The organism is Streptomyces sp. NPDC097129, from assembly GCF_055668065.1.
Genome location: NZ_JBVOQE010000003.1, coordinates 60733 through 81541, shown reverse-complemented (window position 1 = coordinate 81541; position 20809 = coordinate 60733). Strand labels below are relative to the sequence as shown.

23 protein-coding genes and 2 pseudogenes are annotated in these 20809 nt (G+C 69.9%); 16 read left to right on the top strand and 9 right to left on the bottom strand.

Annotated elements, in window-relative coordinates; genetic code table 11:
- Positions 1 to 28 precede the first annotated feature (28 nt).
- From AC0B9F_RS11025 to AC0B9F_RS11000, 6 genes are all read left to right on the top strand, one after another.
- A complete protein-coding gene (locus AC0B9F_RS11025; RefSeq protein ID WP_472001081.1) occupies positions 29 to 1216 on the top strand; it encodes an acyl-CoA dehydrogenase family protein in 1188 nt (395 codons plus the stop codon).
- A complete protein-coding gene (locus AC0B9F_RS11020; RefSeq protein WP_472001080.1) occupies positions 1213 to 1956 on the top strand; it encodes an enoyl-CoA hydratase/isomerase family protein in 744 nt (247 codons plus the stop codon). The genes AC0B9F_RS11025 and AC0B9F_RS11020 overlap by 4 nt, the downstream gene beginning before the upstream one ends.
- Positions 1953 to 3443 carry a purine-cytosine permease family protein gene (locus AC0B9F_RS11015; protein ID WP_472001078.1) on the top strand — a complete coding sequence of 497 codons (1491 nt, stop codon included), beginning with the start codon at positions 1953 to 1955 and terminating at the stop codon, positions 3441 to 3443. Before AC0B9F_RS11020 ends, AC0B9F_RS11015 begins: the two co-directional genes overlap by 4 nt.
- A gap of 7 nt (positions 3444 to 3450) precedes the next feature.
- Positions 3451 to 5127, top strand: a complete 1677-nt coding sequence (locus AC0B9F_RS11010) for a CocE/NonD family hydrolase (protein WP_472001076.1) — start codon at positions 3451 to 3453, stop codon at positions 5125 to 5127.
- Between the two features lie 16 nt (positions 5128 to 5143).
- Positions 5144 to 6010 carry a 3-hydroxybutyryl-CoA dehydrogenase gene (locus tag AC0B9F_RS11005; protein ID WP_472001075.1) on the top strand — a complete coding sequence of 289 codons (867 nt, stop codon included), beginning with the start codon at positions 5144 to 5146 and terminating at the stop codon, positions 6008 to 6010.
- A 186-nt stretch (positions 6011 to 6196) separates the two neighbouring features.
- Positions 6197 to 6664, top strand: coding sequence for a pyridoxamine 5'-phosphate oxidase family protein (locus AC0B9F_RS11000; RefSeq protein WP_472002107.1), 468 nt, complete (start codon positions 6197 to 6199; stop codon positions 6662 to 6664).
- 14 nt (positions 6665 to 6678) lie between these two features.
- On the opposite strand, the gene AC0B9F_RS10995 is transcribed toward AC0B9F_RS11000, so the two are convergent.
- The 3 genes from AC0B9F_RS10995 to AC0B9F_RS10985 all read right to left on the bottom strand — a co-directional run bounded on the left by AC0B9F_RS10995 (position 6679) and on the right by AC0B9F_RS10985 (position 8852).
- Positions 6679 to 6855, bottom strand: coding sequence for a hypothetical protein (locus AC0B9F_RS10995; protein WP_472001073.1), 177 nt, complete (start codon positions 6853 to 6855; stop codon positions 6679 to 6681).
- Positions 6852 to 7436: a dihydrofolate reductase family protein gene (locus AC0B9F_RS10990; RefSeq protein WP_472001071.1), complete on the bottom strand. Its 585-nt coding sequence runs from the start codon at positions 7434 to 7436 to the stop codon at positions 6852 to 6854. The genes AC0B9F_RS10995 and AC0B9F_RS10990 overlap by 4 nt, the downstream gene beginning before the upstream one ends.
- A gap of 813 nt (positions 7437 to 8249) precedes the next feature.
- On the bottom strand, positions 8250 to 8852 hold the full coding sequence (locus AC0B9F_RS10985) for a TetR/AcrR family transcriptional regulator (RefSeq protein WP_472001069.1): 603 nt from the start codon (positions 8850 to 8852) through the stop codon (positions 8250 to 8252).
- A 100-nt stretch (positions 8853 to 8952) separates the two neighbouring features.
- Between AC0B9F_RS10985 and AC0B9F_RS10980 the strand changes: the two genes are divergently transcribed.
- The 6 genes and pseudogenes from AC0B9F_RS10980 to AC0B9F_RS10955 form a co-directional block, all read left to right on the top strand.
- Positions 8953 to 9894, top strand: a complete 942-nt coding sequence (locus AC0B9F_RS10980) for an alpha/beta fold hydrolase (RefSeq protein ID WP_472001067.1) — start codon at positions 8953 to 8955, stop codon at positions 9892 to 9894.
- Positions 9895 to 10165: 271 nt separating this feature from the next.
- Positions 10166 to 10666: a hypothetical protein gene (locus tag AC0B9F_RS10975; protein ID WP_472001065.1), complete on the top strand. Its 501-nt coding sequence runs from the start codon at positions 10166 to 10168 to the stop codon at positions 10664 to 10666.
- Between the two features lie 577 nt (positions 10667 to 11243).
- Positions 11244 to 11429: a CsbD family protein gene (locus tag AC0B9F_RS10970; protein WP_472001063.1), complete on the top strand. Its 186-nt coding sequence runs from the start codon at positions 11244 to 11246 to the stop codon at positions 11427 to 11429.
- A 289-nt stretch (positions 11430 to 11718) separates the two neighbouring features.
- Positions 11719 to 12111: a DUF2267 domain-containing protein gene (locus tag AC0B9F_RS10965; RefSeq protein WP_472001061.1), complete on the top strand. Its 393-nt coding sequence runs from the start codon at positions 11719 to 11721 to the stop codon at positions 12109 to 12111.
- Between the two features lie 90 nt (positions 12112 to 12201).
- Positions 12202 to 12837, top strand: a complete 636-nt coding sequence (locus AC0B9F_RS10960; protein ID WP_472001059.1) for a VanZ family protein — start codon at positions 12202 to 12204, stop codon at positions 12835 to 12837.
- 70 nt (positions 12838 to 12907) lie between these two features.
- Positions 12908 to 13129: pseudogene (locus AC0B9F_RS10955) on the top strand (phosphatase PAP2 family protein); the annotation flags it as partial.
- Positions 13130 to 13262: 133 nt separating this feature from the next.
- Here the strand turns inward: AC0B9F_RS10955 and AC0B9F_RS10950 are convergent.
- The 3 genes from AC0B9F_RS10950 to AC0B9F_RS10940 form a co-directional block, all read right to left on the bottom strand.
- On the bottom strand, positions 13263 to 13826 hold the full coding sequence (locus tag AC0B9F_RS10950) for a TetR/AcrR family transcriptional regulator (RefSeq protein ID WP_472001057.1): 564 nt from the start codon (positions 13824 to 13826) through the stop codon (positions 13263 to 13265).
- Positions 13827 to 13929: 103 nt separating this feature from the next.
- Positions 13930 to 15321: an amidase gene (locus AC0B9F_RS10945; RefSeq protein ID WP_472001055.1), complete on the bottom strand. Its 1392-nt coding sequence runs from the start codon at positions 15319 to 15321 to the stop codon at positions 13930 to 13932.
- Entirely contained in the window at positions 15308 to 15517 is a 210-nt protein-coding gene (locus tag AC0B9F_RS10940) for a hypothetical protein (protein ID WP_472001052.1), read from the bottom strand. The genes AC0B9F_RS10945 and AC0B9F_RS10940 overlap by 14 nt, the downstream gene beginning before the upstream one ends.
- 219 nt (positions 15518 to 15736) lie before the next feature.
- Between AC0B9F_RS10940 and AC0B9F_RS10935 the strand changes: the two genes are divergently transcribed.
- From AC0B9F_RS10935 to AC0B9F_RS10925, 3 genes are all read left to right on the top strand, one after another.
- Positions 15737 to 16390 carry an MFS transporter gene (locus tag AC0B9F_RS10935; RefSeq protein ID WP_472001050.1) on the top strand — a complete coding sequence of 218 codons (654 nt, stop codon included), beginning with the start codon at positions 15737 to 15739 and terminating at the stop codon, positions 16388 to 16390.
- A 135-nt stretch (positions 16391 to 16525) separates the two neighbouring features.
- Positions 16526 to 16933, top strand: coding sequence for a hypothetical protein (locus AC0B9F_RS10930; protein WP_472001048.1), 408 nt, complete (start codon positions 16526 to 16528; stop codon positions 16931 to 16933).
- A 24-nt stretch (positions 16934 to 16957) separates the two neighbouring features.
- Positions 16958 to 17872 (top strand): MBL fold metallo-hydrolase, encoded by a 915-nt coding sequence (locus AC0B9F_RS10925; RefSeq protein WP_472001046.1) that lies wholly within the window; start codon positions 16958 to 16960, stop codon positions 17870 to 17872.
- Between the two features lie 416 nt (positions 17873 to 18288).
- Here the strand turns inward: AC0B9F_RS10925 and AC0B9F_RS10920 are convergent, their stop codons facing one another.
- Positions 18289 to 19170: an SDR family oxidoreductase gene (locus tag AC0B9F_RS10920; RefSeq protein ID WP_472001044.1), complete on the bottom strand. Its 882-nt coding sequence runs from the start codon at positions 19168 to 19170 to the stop codon at positions 18289 to 18291.
- An 87-nt stretch (positions 19171 to 19257) separates the two neighbouring features.
- Here AC0B9F_RS10920 and AC0B9F_RS10915 point away from each other — a divergent pair, with 87 nt between their 5' ends.
- Positions 19258 to 19836, top strand: coding sequence for a TetR/AcrR family transcriptional regulator (locus tag AC0B9F_RS10915; protein WP_472001042.1), 579 nt, complete (start codon positions 19258 to 19260; stop codon positions 19834 to 19836).
- Between the two features lie 343 nt (positions 19837 to 20179).
- Here the strand turns inward: AC0B9F_RS10915 and AC0B9F_RS10910 are convergent, their stop codons facing one another.
- Positions 20180 to 20725 carry a class III lanthionine synthetase LanKC N-terminal domain-containing protein gene (locus AC0B9F_RS10910; protein ID WP_472001040.1) on the bottom strand — a complete coding sequence of 182 codons (546 nt, stop codon included), beginning with the start codon at positions 20723 to 20725 and terminating at the stop codon, positions 20180 to 20182.
- Positions 20726 to 20747: 22 nt separating this feature from the next.
- Positions 20748 to 20801: pseudogene (locus AC0B9F_RS10905) on the bottom strand (hypothetical protein); the annotation flags it as partial.
- Positions 20802 to 20809: the final 8 nt, after the last annotated feature.

The window sequence follows — 20809 nt, the reverse complement described above, 5'->3', positions numbered from 1 at the left end:
CTCACGTACTCACCAGGGAGAAACGCAGATGGAATTCGCCTACACCCCGCACCTGGCCGAGCTCAAGGAGCGGGCCGCCGCACTCGCCGACAAGATCGTGATCCACGAGGACGCGTGCGAGACCGACAACGGACTGTCCCCCGAAGTCCACCGGTCCATCCGCGAAGCGGTGCTCGCCAGTGGCCTGCAGGCGATCAACATGCCCACCGAGTGGGGCGGCGCCGGACTGAGCGTGCTGGAGCAGGTCGTCGTCCAAGAGGAGCTCGGCAAGCTCACCAACGCCCTGTGGGACACCGTGTGGCGGCCCGCCAACGCGCTGGCCGCCTGTACCCCCGAGCAGCGCGAGCGCTACCTCGTCCCCGACATCCTCGGACAGCGCCGTGACGCCGTCGCCATCACCGAGGCCGACGCCGGCTCCGACCCGCAGGGCATCACCACCACCGCCACCCCCCACGCCGACGGCACCGGCTACCGGATCGACGGCGAGAAGTGGTTCGTCACCGTCGGCGACGCCGCCGACTTCTTCCTCGTCCTCGCCCTCGTCGGCGACGAGAAGGCCCCGACTCTCTTCCTCGTGGACAAGGACCTGCCCGGTGTGCGCGTCAAGCGCGTCCCGCGCTACATGCACACCTTCGTCTACGAGCACCCCGAGTACGTCTTCGAGGGCGTCGAGGTCGGCAGCGACGCCGTCCTGGGGGAGATCGGCGGCGGCTACGACCTCACCCGCAGCTGGTTCACCGAGGAGCGCCTGATGATCGGCGCCCGCACCGTCGGCGCCGCCGAGCGCGCCCTCGCCCTCGCCACCGAGTGGGCCCGCGAGCGCGTCCAGGGCGGGCAGCCGCTGATCGAGCGCCAGCTCATCCAGGCCATGCTCGCCGACTCGGCCGTCGACATCGCCGTCAACCGCGCCTTCGTCCACCAGGTCGCCTGGGAGTTCGACCAGGGCGGCGACCGCAAAACCCTGCACGCCAAGGCGGCCATGGCCAAGCTGTCCGCATCCGAGGCGGCGGGCCGTGTCATCGACCGTGCCGTGCAGATCTTCGGCGGCCGCGGCTACATGCGCGACTACCCGGTCGAGCGCCTCTACCGCGAGCTGCGCGTCGACCGCATCTGGGAGGGCACCTCCGAGATCCAGCGCCTCGTCATCGCCAACGAGATCGGCAAGCGCGGCCTCGGCCTGCTGAACTTCCCCACGGTCAAGGCCTCCCAGGCATGACGGGCGCCGGCATCGTCGACATCCGGCGCAGCGCAGGCATCGCCGTGCTGACACTGCGCCGCGAGGCCAAGCTCAACGCCCTGTCCACCCACCTCGAACGCGAGCTGCTGCGCGCCCTGGACGACAAGGCCGTCACCACCGCACGAGCCGTCGTCCTCACCGGCGGCGACAAGGTCTTCTCCGCCGGAGCCGACACCGGCGAACTGCGCGAGATGACCCCGGAGGCGATCGCCGCCTACTACCGCGACTCCGGCGCCGTCTACGAGAAGGTCGCCGCGCTGCCGCAGCCCACCGTCGCCGCCATCGCCGGATACTGCCTCGGCGGCGGACTGGAACTCGCCCTGGCCGCCGACTTCCGCATCGCGGATTCGACCGCGAAGCTCGGCCTGCCGGAGGTGGGCATCGGCATCCTCCCCAGCTCCGGCGGAACGTACCGCACGACCCGGATCGTCGGCCCGGCCCGCGCCCGCGAACTCGTCCTGCGCGGCCGTCGTCTGACAGCCGGCGAAGCCCTCGGCTGGGGCCTGCTCACCGAAGTCACCGACGAGGGCGCGCACCTGGAGACCGCCCTGCGGCTCGCCGGGGAACTGGCCGCGCTGCCCCCGCTCGCGGTCGCCGTCACCAAGCGGGTCATCGACGTGGCGGCGGACTCCCCGCGCGAGGCCTCCCTGCTCCTGGAGCAGTTGGCCTACGCCTCCCTCAACCAGGCAGCCCACCCACCGAACGAGGTCCCGAGATGACCGTCACCTCGAACTCGACATCCGCCACGCCGGCCACGCCCCCCGGCAGCCGCTCGGTCATCGAAACCCGCTCCATCGATTACGTGCCCCTGGCCGAGCGCCACGGCAAGGTGTGGCACCTGTTCCCCGTGTGGTTCGCCGGTGACGCGCACCTGGCCACCGTCGCCACCGGCGCCATCGGCGTGGCACTCGGCGGCAACCTGATCTGGACGGCCATCGCGGTCGTCCTCGGCTCCGCCTTCGGCACCTTCTTCATGGCCTTCCACTCCACCCAGGGCCCGCAGCTCGGCCTGCCCCAAATGGTGCAGTCCCGCCCGCAGTTCGGGTACGTCGGCGCTCTCCTGGTGTGGATCACCGCCCTGGTGACATACATCGGCTACACCGCGTTCAACCAGATCCTGGTGGGCCGCACCATGGAGCACCTGGCCGGGGTGCCCAACCCTGTCAGCTACATCGGCTACGCCGTGGTGGGCATCGTGCTGGCGGTGGTCGGCTACGACTTCATCCACCGGGCGTCGCGCTGGCTGACGTACCTCATGTTCGTGGCGCTGATCGTGTTCTCCGTCGGCATCCTCGCGGTGAACCCCTTCACCCCCGAACAGCTCGACCTGGGCACCTTCGCCCTCGCACCCTTCCTCGTCCAGTTCTTCACGGCCGCGGTCTACCAGCTGTCCTGGTCGATCTACGTATCGGACTACTCGCGCTATCTGCCGCCGACGGTGGGCGTGCGCTCCTCGTTCCTGTGGACCTACCTCGGCGCGAGCGTCGGCGGCGCCTGGATGATGCTCGTGGGCACCGTCGCCGCCGGCCTGTTCCCCAAGGCGGCCCTCGTCGAATCGGTCATCTCGGTCGGCGACGAGGTCTTCCACGGGTTCGGCATCACCCTGCTGCTGGCGTCCGTGGTGCCGCTGATCACCATCGGCACGCTCAACTTCTACGGCGGCAGCCTCACCCTGCTGTCCAGCATGGACTCGATCCGGCAGATCCGGCCCACCGTGGCCAAACGGGTGGTCACCCTGGTCGTCATCGGCCTGCTGTCCACGGCGATCGCCTTCAGCTCGGACGAGACGTTCCTCGAGCAGTTCGAGCACTTCCTCGTCGTGCTCGGCTACCTCTTCACCCCGTGGACGGCGATCAACCTGGTCGACTTCTACGTGGTGCGCCGAGGCCACTACTCCATCCGCGAGATCTTCAACCCGCGTGGCATCTACGGACGGTGGAGCTGGCGCGGCCTCGTCTCCTACGTCGTCGGATTCGCCTCGATGATGCCGTTCGCCGTCGTGGGCGACAGCATGGGCCCGCTGGCGAAGTGGCTCGGCGGCCTGGACATCACCATGATCGTGGGCCTGGTGATCTCGGCGGGGCTCTACCTGCTGGTCTGCCGGTCACTGGACCTCACGGCCGAGCGGGCCGTGGCCGCCGACGCCGACGAGGGCCTGGACCCGGACGCCCCGGCCGGCGTGACCCCCTCGGCGCACTCCGGGTGAGTGCCCGGTGAGTACAGCCGTCCCCGTGCCGTTCGGTACGCCGGTCCCGCAGGCGGAGCCCCACCGGGTGCGCCTGCGGGACGGCGTGCGGCTGCACACCGAGGTCCACCTGCCCTCGTCGCGCAGACGATGCTCACGGCTCCCGGCGGTGCTGATCCGCACCCCGTACGACAAGACACACGCGGACACCCTGCTGCCGGACATCGCTGCCCGGCTGACCGAGGCCGGCCTCGCCGTGGTGACCCAGGACGTGCGCGGCAAGATCCGTTCCGAGGGGCGGCCGGTCCCGTTCGCCGCGGAAGTCGCCGACGCCTGGGACACCCTGGAGTGGATCACCGCCCAGCGCTGGTCGGACGGCACGGTGGGCTGCTGGGGCAACTCCTACTACGGCTACACCGCCTGGGCCGCGGCCGCGTCCGGTCACCCGGCCGTACGCGTGCTCGTCTCCCGCCTGACCGCCACGGACGTCGGCGCAGAACTCGTCCACCGTCATGGGGTGTTCAGGCTCGGCCCCATGGTGCAGTGGCTGACGTCCACCTGGGCGGGCCGCGCCAATGTCCAGTCCGCCCCCGACTGGTCGCGGCGGCCGTTCGCCGAGCTGCTCGACTGCCTGCCGGACACGGGTGGACCGCTGCCGCCGGCCGAGTGGGCCACCACACCGCCCGGTGACCCGCGCTGGCGACGGCTGGCCTTCGGCGGAACGGGGCCGGGCCACGGGCGGCTGCCCACCCTGCACTGCACGGGCTGGTACGACCTGTTCCAGTGCGGCCAGCTGCGTGACTGGCAGCGGGCCCGGGGCACGGCGAGCGCACCTCAGTACCTGCTCGCCGGTGCAGGCGACCACCAGGACGACATGTTCACACGGAGCGGGCGCAGCCCCGACCACCTCACCGATCCGGCCGCGCGGGAGGCGATGCTGGACCGCTCACTCGGCCCGGTCACCGACTTCCTGCTGCGGCACCTCGCAGGGGCCGCGGCAGGGGCGTCGTCGCCGTCCGTCCGCTGGCAGAGCACGAGCGGCAGGTGGCATGCGACCGGGTGCTGGCCGCCGTCCGGAGCGGTCACCGTCCGGCTCCACCTCGTCCACGCTTCCGCCGCGGCCACCGGCCCCGAGGGCGGAGCGCTGTCGGCACGACCCGACACCACGCCGTGTACGGCGAGTTGGGAGCACGACCCCGCGGACCTGGTGCCGGCCACCGACCTCGACTGGTGGCGCCCCCTGCTCGCCCTGCCGGACGAGCGGACGGTCGAGCGCAGGCCGGACGTCCTGACGTTCACCGGCCCCGCCTGCGGCGACCCGCTGCAACTGGCCGGGCCGGTACGGCTGGTGCTGCCGGTCACCTCCACCGCGGCCGCCGGCCACCTCGTCGTCAAACTCTGCGACGTGGCCCCCGACGGCACCAGCCGACGCATCCTCGAGGCCCCGTACCGGCTGCGCGGCGCCGACGAGTGGCACCGGGCCCCCATCCGTCTCGGCGACACGGGACATCGGGTCGGACCGGGCCATCGGCTCCGCGTCCAACTGGCCGCCAGCTGCTTCCCCCTCTACCTCCCGCACAGCGGGGGCACCGCGCATCCATGGCGGGCGGGCCGCGCCACGGGCAGCACTCAGCGGCTGCTGACCGGCGGCCACGACGGCGCCCACCTGGAGCTCACCGTGCTCCCCACCCGTACGTACTCCTGAAGGGACGAACGACCGTATGGACACCATCCGCCGAATCGGCGTCGTGGGCGCCGGACTGATGGGCTCCGGCATCGCCGAGGTCTGCGCCAGGGCCGGGCTGGACGTTCTCGTCGCCGAGATGGGCCCGGACGCACTGGCCGCCGGGCGACGGCGCGTGGAGCGGTCCCTCGCACGCGGCGTCAGCAGCGGAAAGCTGTCGGACGCGGACCGCCAACGGGCGCTCGCCCGGGTGCGCTTCACCACCGACCTCGGCGAGTTCACCGACCGGGACCTGGTCGTCGAGGCCGTCGCCGAGACCGAACGGCTCAAGGTCGACGTGTTCGCCACCCTCGACAAGGTCGTACGGCGCGAGGACGCCGTCCTCGCCTCCAACACCTCCTCCATCCCGATCATGAAGCTCGGGATGGCCACGGCCCGTCCCGAGCAGGTCGTCGGCATCCACTTCTTCAACCCCGTGCCGGTGCTCTCCCTGGTGGAACTCGTGCCGTCCCTGCTGACCGGCGAGGAGACGCAGCGGCGTGCGGAACACTTCGTCACCGCCGCCCTCGGCAAACAGGTCATCCGCTCCACCGACCGTGCCGGCTTCGTGGTGAACGCGCTGCTCATCCCGTACCTGCTCGCCGCGGTCCGGATGCTGGAGTCCGGCTTCGCCTCCGCCGCGGACATCGACCAGGGCATGGTTCTCGGCTGCGCGCACCCGATGGGCCCGCTGGCGCTCACCGACCTGATCGGACTGGACACGGCGCAAGCGATCGCCGAGTCGATGTACGCCGAGTTCAAGGAGCCGCTGTACTCGCCGCCTCCGCTGCTGCTGCGCATGGTCGAGGCCGGCCTGCTGGGCAAGAAGACCGGCCGAGGCTTCCACGACTACGCGACCGCGTAGGCCTGAGCGGCGGCAGCCCGGACCCGACCGCAGGGCGACCGGTCGGTGCGGTGCCGGACCCAGCAGAAGGACGACTGGACCGAGGGCCGCCTCCAGCAGCAGCGTCCCGGCCATGCGGGCAGCTGAGAAAGCGGCTTTATTGCACATCCATGAAACCTCCGGGCAGCCATGGACGTTGACCACGTCATGACGCAAGGACCAGCACCTCGCCCACTGTCCGACGATGCCCTGTCCAGTCTGCTCGGAAAGCAGCAGGTCGGCACACTCGCCACCGTCAAGCGCAGCGGGCATCCTCACCTGACCACCATGCTGTACACATGGGACCCCGACGGCCGCATCGTGCGGTTCTCGACGACGGCCGACCGGGTCAAGGTGAGACATCTGTGCCGCAACCCGCGTGCGGCGCTTCATGTGCAGGGCGGAGACGTGTGGTCATTTGCCGTCGCCGAAGGCGAGGCCGAGGTCTCCGAGAGCACGGCCGTTCCTGGTGACGCGGTCGGGCGGGAACTGCTCGAGATGATCCCGCAAGCCGCCAGGCCGGAAGACGAAGGCGCGTTCCTGGAACAGCTGGTTGCCGAGCGCCGGGTGGTCATCCGGTTGAAGGTGGACCGCCTGTACGGCACGGCTCTCGACATCGACGGCCAGGACACCTGACAGGTCCGTGCTGGTCACAGCCACTCATAAAGGACGGCGACCAGCACGGTCGCTCCGTAGCGGGCGGCGAGCTTGTCGTCCCTGGCGACCACGGCCCGGTGCCGCAGGGGCAGGGGCGGTCGTGTTGATTCCCCGTTTGCGCACGAGTGGTCCACGTCCGTGACGCGGTAGGCGACGAAGAGTGTCTTCACGCACCCTCCTTGGGCCGGCGTACTCGGTAGCGGAGATGCGTGACGTCTCGGTCCTCGAGCCGTCGGACGAGGTCGAGTTCGATGTGATCGTCACCGAGGTGGTCGAACAGTCGTCGGCCGTTTCCAAGGAGGACCGGAACCAGGTGGATCTCCATCTCGTCCATGTGCCCGGCACGGAGAAGCGCTTGGGCCGCGCCCGCCCCATGGACCATGACCGGCCGGTCCCCGGCGGCCGCGCGAGCCTGACGGGCGCAGTCCTCGACGTCGGTGACGAATCGCGCATGGCCGGGTGGCACGTCCCCGTCGTCCACGTGGTGGGTGAGGACGAAGATCGGCACACCGTCGTGGTGGTCGCCCTGCCAACGCCCGGCTAGTTCGAAGGTCCGACGGCCGGAGATCACCGCGCCGGTCGCCAGCGCCTCGCGATAGACCTGTCCGCTGGGACCATCGGATTCCCGGTGGTCGAGCCAGTTGAAAAGACGTCCACCGTCGCGTCCGAGCTCCTGGCCCGGCCGGTCGTCCGGACCGGCGACGAAGCCGTCGAGCGACATCGACATGTACAGCCGAATCGGATTGCTCATTCTGGCTTCCCTCTCTCGTCCCTGGCATGAGGATGCTCCGCTTCTCGCCCCACCAGGGCGGGAGCGTCGAAGTGGAAGACTTCAGGCAGCAGGCAAACTCATCGCCCTGGAGGCGTAGAACCAGAGCAGTCGATGAGTTCGTCTGTCCGGCCTGCTGCGTCACCGCGCGGGACTACGGTGCGACGCCCCGCTGATCTCACTCGGCGCCGCACCACCAAGCTCGTGGTGGAGTCGGCCCAGGCCCGTTGGCGGGCCGTGAGCGCGCCCCACCTGGTCGCCCTCGTGCGGGCCGGAGCTTGCTTCGAAAGCGGTCGGCTTCACGAACGCCCCGAGCCTCATGCAGCCGGAACCACCGCATGCTGCCCGGTGAGCCCCTGGCGGCGAGGCGCGCGCAATGCCCGACCTGGCAGGGCCTGCATCGAGGAGCAGCGCGGCGGTGGTCCAGTCCTTGGTGGCTGCACCCAACCCCCGCCCGGACACGCCGAACGGCTGAGCAAGGCCGCCGGCATCGCCCGGGTCCCCCTCGTGTGCTCGAAGGATCAGTGGAACGAGACCAAGCCCGACGGCGGGAACAGGGCCGTGAAGGCCACGGTGTCGGAGATCTCCACCGGGCCGCGCGCAGGGCACGGGCTGGTCCGCGTCACGATGACCGGAACCAACCTCGTCGCCTGCCTCAAAGAACTCGACGCGAACGCGCACCCCTCCAAGGGCAACGGCACCAGAGAGCACACCGCCGTGTCCAGCCGTGTGTATGACGCCGTCGCCCCCGCCAACGACCGGATCAGTGCCGCCCGCAGCCCGAACGACCCGGCCTCAGGGCTGGAAGATCCGGTCCAGGTGGTAGTGGATGACGGCTGTGGCGGATTCGGCGTCACGCTGGCCCACCAGGACGCTGGTGCCGAGCCCCGCGGACATGGCCAGCAAGCCGACTGCTTCGGTGTGAGTGTCCGTACCGGCCCGGAGCAGTCCGGCGTCCGCCGCCTGCTGCAGCAGCCCGCTGAGGGTGATCTCGGCGGCGTCCGGATCCTTGATGAAGGGCTGGGCCGCGAGGGCCTCGTCGGTCACCGACAGCACGGCGTACGAGGTGTAGAGGTGATGGAACAGGCGGCTCTCCTCGTCGACCGGCAGGGCTGCCGTCAGCAGCGCCTCGATCACCGCCCGCGGCCCGGGGTTGTCGCCGGCGGCGCGGACCCGGGCGCTCACCCGTTCCCCGAACCTGCCGGCCAGATGCCGCAGTCCGAAGAGGAGCAGCTTCTCCTTGGACTCGAAGTAGTACTGCACCAGCCGCAGTGAGACGCCCGCCTCGGCCGCCACGTCGCGCATCCCCACAGCGTGCAGTCCGAGCCGTCCGGCGGCCCGGACGAGGGCCTGCGCGATCTCGGTGCGCCGCTCTGCGTGATCCACGCGCTTGGGCATGGTTCGACTCTCCGCTCTTCGGATCGCTCCTCCGGCTTTGATGATACAGCCGTACCATTTTCGTGGTACGTTCGTATCACAAAGACCGACTGACCAGGAGATGGCCGTGCCCGAGCCCACAAGAGCCCGTCCCCAGCCCGATGTCGGCCGCTTTGTCAGCGACGCCTGGCGTGAGCGCTACTTCGCGGCCTGCGACGCGGTCTACGCGCTGGGCGTGCCCGCGTCCTGCGAGGAGGACGTGGAGACCTCATTCGGGACCACGCACGTCTACCGCTACGACCCCGAGGACCCGGTCGCCCGCGAGCGCACCCCCGTCGTCCTCGTCCACGGAGCCGGCTCCTGCTCCGCAATGTGGTACCCGAACACTCCCGCACTCAGCGCCGAACGCCCCGTCTACGCCATCGACACCCCCGGCGACCCGGGCCGCAGCGTGCAGCGCGCACCTATCCACGAACCCGAGCGCGCCGCGCAGTGGCTGGACGAGACACTCGCCGGCCTCGGGCTCGACCAAGTGCACCTCCTCGGTTCGTCGTACGGCGGCTGGCTCGTCCTGAACCAGGCGTACCGCGCACCGGAACGGCTCGCCTCGGTCACGCTGCTCGACCCCGGAGGCCTGGAGAAGGTAGGACTGCGCTTCTTCGTGTGGATCTTCGCCAGTCTGTTTGCCACCTTCGCCCCCAAGGCGCTGCGGCCCCGGCTCGCGTCCTGGCTGGAACAACCCGTCCTCGTCGTGCCGGAACTGCGCACCATGATCCGGACAGGGGTCCGCGCCTATCGCATCCGCCGGCCGGTGCCGCAGCCTCTCACTGAGGCCGAACTGAGGGCCATCCGCAAGCCGTTGTACCTGGTGCTCGGCAGGCGCAGCCTCCTGGTCCACCCCGACCGGCAGGTCGAACGCGTGCCCCGGCTGATCCCCGGCGCAAGGGCCGAGATCATCTCCCGGACCGGCCACGGTCCGCAGATCGACCACGCGGAACTGACCAACCGGAAGGTGCTCGACTTCATGAACACCGCCGACCTCGGACTGCCGACAACGCGCTGAGACTGTCCGGCATCCGCCCCGGTGGATGCCCCTCGCTGCGCATGTGGGCATGTTCCTGGTGCTGGGAGGCGAGCACGTCGGTCGGCCACCACACCTCCAGCAGTGTCAGCGTCCACTGACGCTGACGACACGGCCTTGCGGGAAGTTCAAAGAGGGTTTCTCGGCTTGTTCTTCAACTTTCGTCCGGCTCCGGGCGAGGCAGTTGGCGGAGGTGGAAGTGATCGGCAGAATCGGGATGCGCTGGTCTGCGGGACAGTTGCATACTCACCGGATGGCCTTGTTCTCTGGTCGGTTTCGGGATCCGCGCAGCAGCGAGTACGACTTCATCAGCTCGATCATGGTGCGATGCCCCAGTTGTGCGCAGGCTGCTCGTGTCGTTCTGGCACCCGAAGATTCCGATCCCGGCGGTCGGATGCTGTTCAGGCCGCGACGCCTGGTCTGCCGGGGCTGCGGGCTGTCACGGGTGTGGAGCGGTCATCTCGTCACGCTCTCCCGTGGAACAGCTCAACCCGCGACGGATCCGTACTTCGGTATCCCGCTGTGGCTCCAGACTCAAACTCGGCATGGGTGGCTGTGGGCCTACAACCTCGAACATCTCGACCTGATCCGCCGTTTCGCCCAAGCGTCGCTGCGAGAGCGAGCGCCCTGGTACGACACCGGACAGAAGATGACTTTGGTGGCCCGCCTCCCGGCATGGATGAAGCGAGCGAAGAACCGAGACGAGGTCCTGCGTGCCGTCAGTCGGATCCACGCCTCACTGGCTACTGCCTGAGCTGCTCAAAAGGCGTCCGAACGCCGCTCCAACTGATCTCTGGTTGTGCTGTTCAGCTGACGCACGGGCCGCCTTCGTCTGATCATGCGCGTGCCTAAGACGGTGTCCTACGTGGTGAGGCGGGCGAGTCGCTTGTAGCAGCACAGCGCAGCGGCGCGTCCGAGAAATGCCAGGCGGCACCACCCGCCGGAAGTCGACAAGGCTTGCCATGCTCTGACCAACCAGTGGACCAGCCATCAGAAGCGGTGCCTTACCCCCGTCGCAACGCTGTCGGACCGTCAGCGCGGCCATGTACCTGTGGAGGGACCAGTGCCGGCATCGGCGGCATGCGATACGCATGACAGAGGCCGAAGGTAGCCAGGCTGATCCCGGCCGTAGCGGACTCACTCACCACTGAAGACAGACACTGATTGGGGGGCGACCACCGACAGGGGCTCTGCTCGACCGTCTCAGCGTGACGTTGTGGCTACGAGAGACCGTGTGGGTGGTTCGGGCGCATAGCGCACATCAGCAGCCTGAGCACGGGTAGAGGGTGCCGAAGGAACGCGACAAGCGCGTCCTTGGGAGGACGGTTTCGATGAGCACTGCCGATAAGGCCGACAACGCTGCCAACAAGGCCAAGGGCAAGGCGAAGGAAGCGGTCGGGCAGGCGGTCGGTAACGAACGCCTGCAAGCGGAAGGCAAGGCGGACCAGGTCGAAGGCGACATCAAGCAAGCCGGGGAAAAGGCCAAGGACGCGGCGAAGGACGTCTTCAAGCACTGAGCCGATCTGACACAGGCGGGCCACAGCCCAGCGGGCTGTGGCCCGCCTGTGTCCGGCCATCCGTGTCGCACATTCCCCGCACAACTGCCCCTCGGCTCAGTGGCGCCTCAGTCCCCGTAAACAGAAATCGCTTGTCCCGCCAACCATATCTGTGTATTTGTGCAATTCGCGATTTCACGAGAACGAGTGATCAATTGAGTGCTGTCGGTTAACGCGGGCAAGCGGGGAAGAGCCCGGACCGAACCGGGTCCCGGCGGCTGATTCTCAACAGACTTCGACAGGAGCAGCAATGGACAGATCCGAAGAAGCATTGCTTGACAGAGTCCGTGAGCGCGGCCGCTACACCGATCAGGGAGAAGCTGCACGTGCGGCTCGGGGCGTGCTGGCCGTGCTGGGCTCGCATCTGGTCGGTGACGACCGCACCGATCTGGCGGGACTGCTGCCACCGCCGTTCGTGCCCTGGTTGATCGAGGGATCCCCGGCCAGTGAGCCCCTGACACCGGAAGGCTTCGTCGAGGCGGTCGCCGAGAGGGAGACCGTCTCGGTGGCAGAGGCCCGCCGCGGTGTGACGGCAGTCCTCAGCACGCTGGCCGAGACCGCCGACGAGGGCCTGCTCCACCGGATCCTGACGCAGCTCCCGCCTGGACACGCCGGATTTTTCGGCCACACACAGCCAGCCTGAGTTGCCCGAGAAACAAAGGCATTCATCCTCGGCACAGGGCCGGCGGATCACCGAAACCAGTCGACTGGGGTTGGGAAAATGGCACGAACGATGACGCGCTATCAGGGCACCGAGGAAGCAACCGGAAGGTATTCGGATGTGAGAGCCCCGCTGCCTGCGTGGGCTCGGGCGGTGATCATGATGCTCGCTCTGGTGGGGATGGTCCTCTTCGCCGTGGCGCTGGCCCGGTTGACACTGGAACCGAACGCGGCAGCGGTGCCGTTGACGCACACCAACCTGCATCCGGGGGACTCCATTCGCTCCTACCTGGACCGGCCGGGGCTGCGGGACGCAGTCAGGCAGCTGGGCGGCAACGTTGTACTCGGTATGCCGTTCGGCCTGCTCCTCCCCGTGCTGGTCTCCCGCGCTCGCGGCCTCCTTCGCGTTGCGCTGATCACCGGCTTGGTGATGCTCCTGGTGGAACTGGTGCAAGGAACCCTGATCACAGGGCGGGCCTTTGACATCGATGATGTCCTGCTCAATACCACGGGCGCGTTGTTGGCGTACATGCTGCTGGGCCGTCGGCTGGGACGTGCTGTTCACCCCCGGCGGCACCACTGGTGGCACCGCTTCACCCGCATCCCCACCACGGAGACGGTGCCTGGCAGCCGCCGCGGCGAGCGGTCGAACAGCAGCACGGAGCCGTGCGGCCGGCCTGTGGCCGAGGCATCTCCCGCAGACTCCTGAAGACCCCAGGGGCAGGCAGAGGGAATGAACGCACCTGCCGGCTCATCCCAAACGCCATGGCCCAGCGCCGCGTCTGGCGGACTGGGCGGCGGTAACCGCCGTGGCCGGCGGGCTCATCGGCCTGCTGGTCAAGGCGGTGGTGGAACGGGCCAGGCCCGCCGTGCAGGACCCGGTTGCGCATGCACAGGGATACTCCTTTCCGTCCGGCCATGCCATGACAGCCACCACTTCCTTCGGCATCTTCATGCTGGTGCTGTTGCCGTTGATACCGCAGGCCTGGCGGGTTACGTGCGTCAGCTGTCGGGTTCGTCGGTCGTGTGGCTTGCGTTATGTTGCGGCGAGCTGGGCGCGGAGGTCGTTACAGCTGCGCCTGACGGCGCGTCCCTTCCGGGGGCTCCCCGGACCGGGATTGACGCTCTGAGAGGTCATGGAGCGGTGGGGTCGAGGAGTGTGCTGACGAGGTGGTGTGCGTAGGGGGTGCTGAGTTCCTGCGGACGGAAGAGGATGCGGTACATGAGGGGGGCGACGATGCGGTCGATGACGGTCTCGGTGTCGGGTGTTTCCTCTCCGCGTTCGTGGGCGCGGGTGAGGATGAGTTCGATCTGCTGGGCGGCGTAGGCGGAGCACTGGCCGGCGTTGCTGCCGTCGGGGTCTCCGAGGAGGGCGTCGCGGATGTAGGCGCGGCCGGCGGGGGAGGACATCTCGTCAAGGAACTGTTCGGCCCAGGCTGCAAGGTCGGCGGGCAGGGCACCGTGGTCCGCGGGCGCGGTCTCGGGACGCAGGTGCTCGACCGCTACGTCTGAGAGCAGTTCCTGGAGGTCTCCCCAGCGGCGGTAGACGGTCGACGGTGTGACGCCCGCGCGCTGGGCGATCATCGGTACGGTCAGGGCGTCGCGGCCCACTTCCGAGGCGAGTTCGCGTACGGCGGCGTGTACCGACGCCTGGACGCGGGCGCTGCGTCCGCCGGGGCGTACCATCTGCCTGCTCATGGGGGCCATCTTAAAGCGAATCCGTTTGCGTCTGGCGGGTTGTGTGGCTCGGCCCCAGCCCACCTGCCCTGCACAGTCGGCGGGCGGGCCTCCTGCCGTTCGTTTACGCGGCGTGTGCGAGGGCGGAGGCGGGCCGGGTCTGTTCGTAGGCGTGGCCGACCCGCAGGAGCACGTCCTCTGCGAGTGGCCGCCCGAGCAGCTGCATGCCGATCGGCAGTCCTGCGCTGTCGTGGCCCACGGGCAGGGACAGGGACGGTATTCCGGTGATGTTGGCGGGGGACGAGAGGCGTACGTAGGCGTCGGAGACGCTTTCGACGGTGCCGTCGGCCCAGGTGATGGTCTCCCGGCCGGCGCTGACGGCGGTGGTCGGGACGGTGGGCGCGGCGATGAGGTCGACCTCCTTGAGCATGCGGGCCCATTCCTGCCGCATGAGGGTGCGGGAGCGCTGGGCGCGCAGGTAGTCCCCGGCGGTCATCAGTTCGCCGGCTTCGAGGAGGATGCGGACGTCGGCCTGGTAGAGGTCGGGGACCGTGCGCAGGGTGTTCTCGTGGTAGGCGGTGGCCTCGGGCACCATCAGGCCCCACTGGGTGGCCTGGATGTAGCGCGTCATGGGGATCTCCACCTCGACGAGGTGGGCGCCGAGGTCTCGGAGCTGGTCCATGGCGCGGCGGACGGCGTCTTCGGTCTCGGGGTCGACGTGGTCGAAGTAGTAGGTGCGCGGCACGCCGACCCGCAGCCCTGTCAGGTCCGTGCCCGCCCGTGGCCGGTAGTCCGTGGCCGGTGCGGACAGGGAGGCGGGGTCGCGGGGGTCGTGTCCGGCCAGGGCAGTCAGGACCAGGGCCGCGTCCTCGGCGGTGCGTGTGATCGGGCCGACGTGGTCCAGTGACCAGGACAGCGACGTGACGCCGTGGCGGGGGAGGAGGCCGTAGGTCGGCTTGAGGCCGACCACGCCGTTGAGTGCGGAGGGCACCCTGATGGATCCGCCGGTGTCGGTGCCCAGGGCGAAGGTGGCCATGCCCGCGGCGACGGCGACGGCGGATCCGCCGCTGGAGCCGCCGGCGACCCGATCCGTGTCCCAGGCGTTGTGGGTCTGCGGGGTGGTCAGGCCGTAGGCGAACTCGTGCGTGTGGGTCTTGCCCAGCAGGACCGCGCCGGCCTGTGCCAGGCGGGCGGCGACCGTGCTGTCGGTGTGCGCGCGGTGGTCGGCGCGTACACGGGAGCTGGCCGTCGTCGCCCAACCCGCGACGTCGATCAGGTCTTTGAGGCCCATGGGGATGCCGTGCAGCGGACCGCGGTGGCGGCCGGCCGCGATGTCGTGTTCGGCGTCCCGCGCGGCGCTGCGGGCGCGGTCGGCGGCGACGGTGACGTAGGCCTGAAGGTGCGGCTCCCTCTGCGCGATGCGCTCCAGGACGGAATCCGTCAGCTCGACGGGGGACAGCTGCCGGGTGCGGATCGCGTCGGCGGCTGCGGTCAACGTGAGTTCATACGGCTGCATCGTGCCTCTCCTCTCCCGCGCGGTAGGCGGGGGCGGGCGGGGTGTCGCCGAAGTCCAGCTCGCGCAGGACGGCGACGACCAGGTGGATCTGGTCGGCGGTGGCTGCGACCGCTGCGTGGCGGTCGGCCGGCAGCGAGAGTCCGCCACGGGCGGCCCAGCGGGCCGCATCGGGCGGGGTGAGTTCTGCGGCGGACATGGACTTCCTTCTTTGCGGGCTTCGGGAGTTTCGGGGGCTTAGCGGGCTTCCCGGCTTGCTGGGCTTCCCGGGTTCGTTTCGTGGGCTTGTGGGATTCCCGGGCCGAGTAGCGAAGCGCACCACAGCTACAAAAGCTAAACGTTTGCGTTAGCTCACTGTAGGGTCTACGGTGGGTTAACGCAAACGAATAGCTTTTAGCGGTGAGGAGCGGAGGAGTACATGCCCACCGTCACACCACGAGCACCCGCGCCCCGACCCTTCCCAGCCGTCCGCATCCGCACGGCCCGCCCTGCGGCGCCCCTCGACCTGAACGCTTCGGTCCTGGCCTCGCTCCTCGCGGGATCGAGCGCACCCACGCCGCAATCTCCCCACCACCAGGACGCCTGGCACCTGTCCGGGCTCACCGTCACGGTGGTCTTGGGCGCCTACTCCCTAACCCAGCTGCCGGCCCTGCTCCCGACCGGAGCGCTCTCCGACCACCTGGGACGACGCCCCGTTCTGGTCGGCGCCCTGGCGTTGGAGGCCGCCCCCGTGGTGCTGCTGGCCTCGGCGAACGGCGCCGGTGCACTGATCGCCGCCCGCGTCGTGCAGGGAGCGGCCACCGGCGCGGCCACCAAGGCCGCGGGCGCGGCAATCCTCGACCTGGCGGACCCCCGGAGTCCCGGCCGGTCCGCCCTGACCAACAGCATCGCCCCGGTGGCGGGCATGGCCGCCGGCGTCCTGCTCGCGTCCGGCACCGGCGTCGTCGCCGTCTGGTACCTGGGCGGCTTCTACTCCTCCCTCGGGCCGGCGCTCGTGCACCTGGTGGCCCCGGCGACCCGCGGGAGGCCGGCGGCATGGTCTTCTTCACGCTCACCGCCGCGGCCACCGTGACCGTGTGGACACTGCGCCGGACGACGCCGGGCGCCGGTCGCTGCGGGCGGCAGCCTTGGCCGTCCTGCCTGCCGGCGCTCTGCCCTGGCCGGGACCGCCTTCGCCTTCAGGGCCGTCTCCCAGGGCGCACTGCGCATGACACTCGCCTCACTCGACGAGCAGGACCGCGCCGGGACCCTGGCCGCCTACTACGTCCTCAGCTACCTCTCGATGAGCCTGCCCGCCATCGCCGCGGGTGCCGCCACCGGGCACTGCGGGCTGCGTACCACCGCCTGTGCCTACGCCGTCGCCGCCGCCCTGCTCGCCGTTACGGCACTGGCCGCACTCGGCGCGTCGAGAAGCAGCCCAGCCCACCGCCCACCCGACGTCACCCCACCCACGGGCACCCCACCCGACCGCACCCCACCCACGGGCACCCCACCCGACCGCACCCCGCACACCGGCGCCCCGCACACCGGCACCACATGCACCGGCACCGCATGCACCGGCACCACACGCACCGGTACCGCATTCAGCGATGCCCCACGCGACGACGTTCCCTGACGAGACTCGAAGGACAGCACGATCATGAGCACCGCACCCGCTACCCACCCGACGGCTGTCCCCTCCTGGACCGTGGGCGACGTCACCGTCCACCGCATCGACGAGACCCCCCTGCCGCCCGCCACCGGCCCCTGGCTGCTGCCCGACGCCACCCCGGACCTCGTCGCCGCGCAGGACTGGCTCCACCCCCACTTCGCCGACGACAAGGGGACCCTCCGCATCGACAGCCACAGCTTCGCCTTCACGCTCGGCGGCCTGCGGATTCTGGTGGACACCGGCATCGGCAACGGCAAGCAGCGGGCGAACCCGGCCTGGCACGACCTGAACACCGACTACCTCCGCAACCTCACGGCCGCCGGATTCCCCCCGGACTCGATCGACCTGGTGATCCTCACCCATCTGCACGCCGACCACGTCGGCTGGAACACGCGGAAGGCGGACGGCGACTGGCTTCCGACCTTCTCCCGCGCCCGCTACCTGACCACCCGCACCGAGCGGGAGTTCTGGGCCGGATACGACATGGACGAGGCACGCGCGCAGATGTTCCGGGACTCCGTGATCCCGGTGGAGGAGGCGGGGCTGCTCGACCTCGTCGGCGTCCCCGCCCAGGGTGCCGACATCGTCCCCGGCCTGCGCCTGCTCCCCACCCCCGGCCACACCCCCGCACATGTCGCCGTCCAACTGACCAGCCACGGCCGGACGGCTGTGATCACCGGCGACTGCATCCATCACCCCGTCCAGTTCGCCCACCCCGCCATCGGCGCGTGCGTCGACATCGACCCCCTGCAGTCCGAGACCTCGCGCCGTGCTCTGCTCGCCTCCCTCGCCGGCACGGACACGCTCGTCCTGGGCACCCATTTCGCCCCGCCCACAGCCGGCCATGTCGCCCTCCACGGGGGCGGTTACCACCTCTTGCCCGTCCACGCCGACGCGTACTGACCGGCGGTGGGCTGGGCGAGAGCACGGGTGATGGTTTCAGCGCTGAAGACGACCCGATTCCATGGGGTAGTCGATGCCCTCGCCGCTGAGCGGGTTGATCATCCAAACCGGCATCGCCGGTCAGCAGCACGCCCCGTGTGTACTGCGGGTGCCGGTTGAAACAGGCCGGCAGGGGAGCTCCACGGACCGGGCTGGTGGCGTACGCCTCGTCGAAATGCCACGCCGGGGGCAAGCGCTGCGTCCACTCCTCCAGCATGCGCCGGTGGTCCACGTCCGGTTTGTGCCCACCTGAAAGGTGCCGAGACCGACGTTGAAAGTGCTGCCGCCGACGGGGTAGATCCACCCGTGACCGAACGGCATGTACGTCTGCCGGTCCGTGAGGCCGGCAGCCGGCATCTCACGTCTTCCCCCGCCGGTCAGGGCTGGATGTTCTCCAGGTCCTCCAGAAGGCTGGGGTGCTTCGGCTCCCAGCCGAGCGTCTGCCGGGTGTGGGCGCTGGACGCGGGCTGGTCGCTCGCGAAGATCGGGCCGAGGGGGCCGTAAGTCTCCGTCGGCACCGACTTGACCGGCAGGCCCAGCCGTCGGCCGATGACGGCTGCGATGTCACGCACCTGGTCTCCCTCGTCGGCCACGGCGTGCCAAGACGTACCGGCTTCCGCCTGCTCCAGGGCGAGCCGGAAGAGAACCGCCGCGTCGAGCGCGTGCACGGCCGGCCAGCGCTGTGTGCCGTCGCCCGGGAAGCCGGACACACCGGTCCGCCGGGCGATGTCGGTCAGGAGGCCGGCGAACCCGCCCTTGCCCTGGTTGTGCACGGTGCGCGGCAGCCGTACGGTCGCGCTCCGCACCCCGCGCGAAGCCAGGCCCAGGGCCGCCATGATCGCGCGACCGCGACCCCCGACCGGCCCGTCCGTCGGCACCGGGTCGGCCTCGACGGATACACGGCCCGGCGCGGAGGGCGTACCCGAGACAGTGACGAAGGGACGGTCGCTGCCGGTGAGTTCCTCGCCGATGGCCGCGAGGGCGGCCCCCTCCTCCGTGATCCCCTCCGCGAGGGCGTCGGGGCTGCTGAAGTCGTTGGCGAACGCAAGGTGGATCACCCCGTCCGTCCGGGCGACGCCGGCGCGAAGGGTGTCCAGGTCGGCGAGAGCTCCTCGGAGCGGCTCGGCGCCGGCCGCCTCGGCGGCCCGCGCGGATGCGTCGGAGCGGGCGAGGGCGAGGACTGTGTGGCCGTTGTCGAGGAGGTCAGCGACGACCGCGGACCCGATCAGGCCGGTCCCGCCGGTGACGAATACGCGCATGGAAAGCTCCTCACAAGTGATGGGACTCTTGTCCCGTCACTCTACCGCAGTGATGAGACAAGAGTCCCATCACTTATGATGGTGACCATGGGCAGATGGGAACCTGGCGCACGTGAACGCCTCGTCGTAGCGGCAGTCGACCTGTTCACCGAGCAGGGATACGACGCCACGACGGTCACACAGATCGCCGAGCGCGCCGGAGTCACCAAGAGCACCTTCTTCCGGCATTTCCCCGACAAACGCGAGCTGCTGGTGGCCGGACAGGAGACGCTGAGCCGTCTGCTGGCCGAGGGGATCGCCGGTGCGCCCGCTGACGCCAGCCCGCTTGAGGCGGTCGCCGCCGGCCTCGTGCGCGCGGCGGGCATGATGGTCCCTGAGAGTCGCGAGCTCGCCCCTCGTCTGAAGGCGGCCGTCGCCGCCAGCGCCGAGCTTCAGGAGCGTGACGCCCTCAAGAGCGTGAGTCTCGCGGCCGCGATGACAACCGCTCTGGTCGCCCGCGGCATACCCGATCCGACAGCAGCTCTCGCGGGCGAACTCGGAGTCCTCGCTTTCAAGCGGGGATACGCCGAATGGGCCGAGGGCGACCGTGACGGCAAGGACGACTTCGCCGAGTACACCCTGGCGGCCCTGGACGACCTGCGCGCGGCGAGCGCGTCGCTGGGCTGACCGGACGACCTCCCACGACCATCCGCTGACCGGGCATCGCCAGTGCCCGGGCCCGGCGCAGCGGCTTCGGTGCTGCGACTTGGCAGAGGCGATAAGCCGGGAGCCTTCGATCCGGGCCGACTGGTCACTCAGGTCGGGGCAGGGAACGCGCGCCCACTGAGCCCGCGAAGGCGCGGGCCTGCGACTTGCTCGCCTCCGCGATGGCCGCGTCGACGTGCTGCTCAGATAACGCCGCCTGATCTGGAGAATCGGGCTCCGTCGGAGACGAACCGGGCGCGGGCGTCGAACGACGCTGCGTCACACCCACGTGCGGTCATACGTGTGACCCCACCTCGCCGTGCCGTCAAGTTGGGGCCCGTGGTCCAGATGGGCCCGGGAACCCCACAGCGTCACCGAGCAGCTCGCGGAAACGCCACCTTCGTTGCCCAGGTTTGTGCGAGGGCGAGCTGCTCAATCTGACGCTCGTCGTGCGAGCGCAGGCCCCCTGGACGGCGGCTACGAGGGGGAGAAGGCGCTGGCGGCCCTGCCGGTTGGGCCCGCCGGCCTCGCGGGGCAGCCGGATAATGCTGCCCACCCAGGAGGTCAGCGGACCGCCGTCGGTTGTTGCCAGCGGCCCCGGCCACTCCCGTCCGACCCGCTCACCGAGCCGGCGGCAGAACCTTCCGTCGGCGGGCAGCGCCCGCGGCGGCCCGGGCCCGCTGCCAGCGGCGCCGAGGGCATACGGTCCCTCCTCCCCGTCGAGCGCGTCACGCAGGCGTTCCAGCAGCCGGCGCGCGGTCGCCGTGTCCGGCGGGTAGACGGCGCAGAACTTGCCCGTTTGGGCTCGCAGGGCGTGCTTGTGATGGAGAAACAGGAAGAACGGCCGGGCGCTCAGGTGCTTGAAGGGCACGCCTTCGGAAAAAGCAGATCCCGGCGAACGTGTCGAGCATGTGCTGCGCCCTGTCCAACCGCGCCGACACGTGGATCTGCCAGC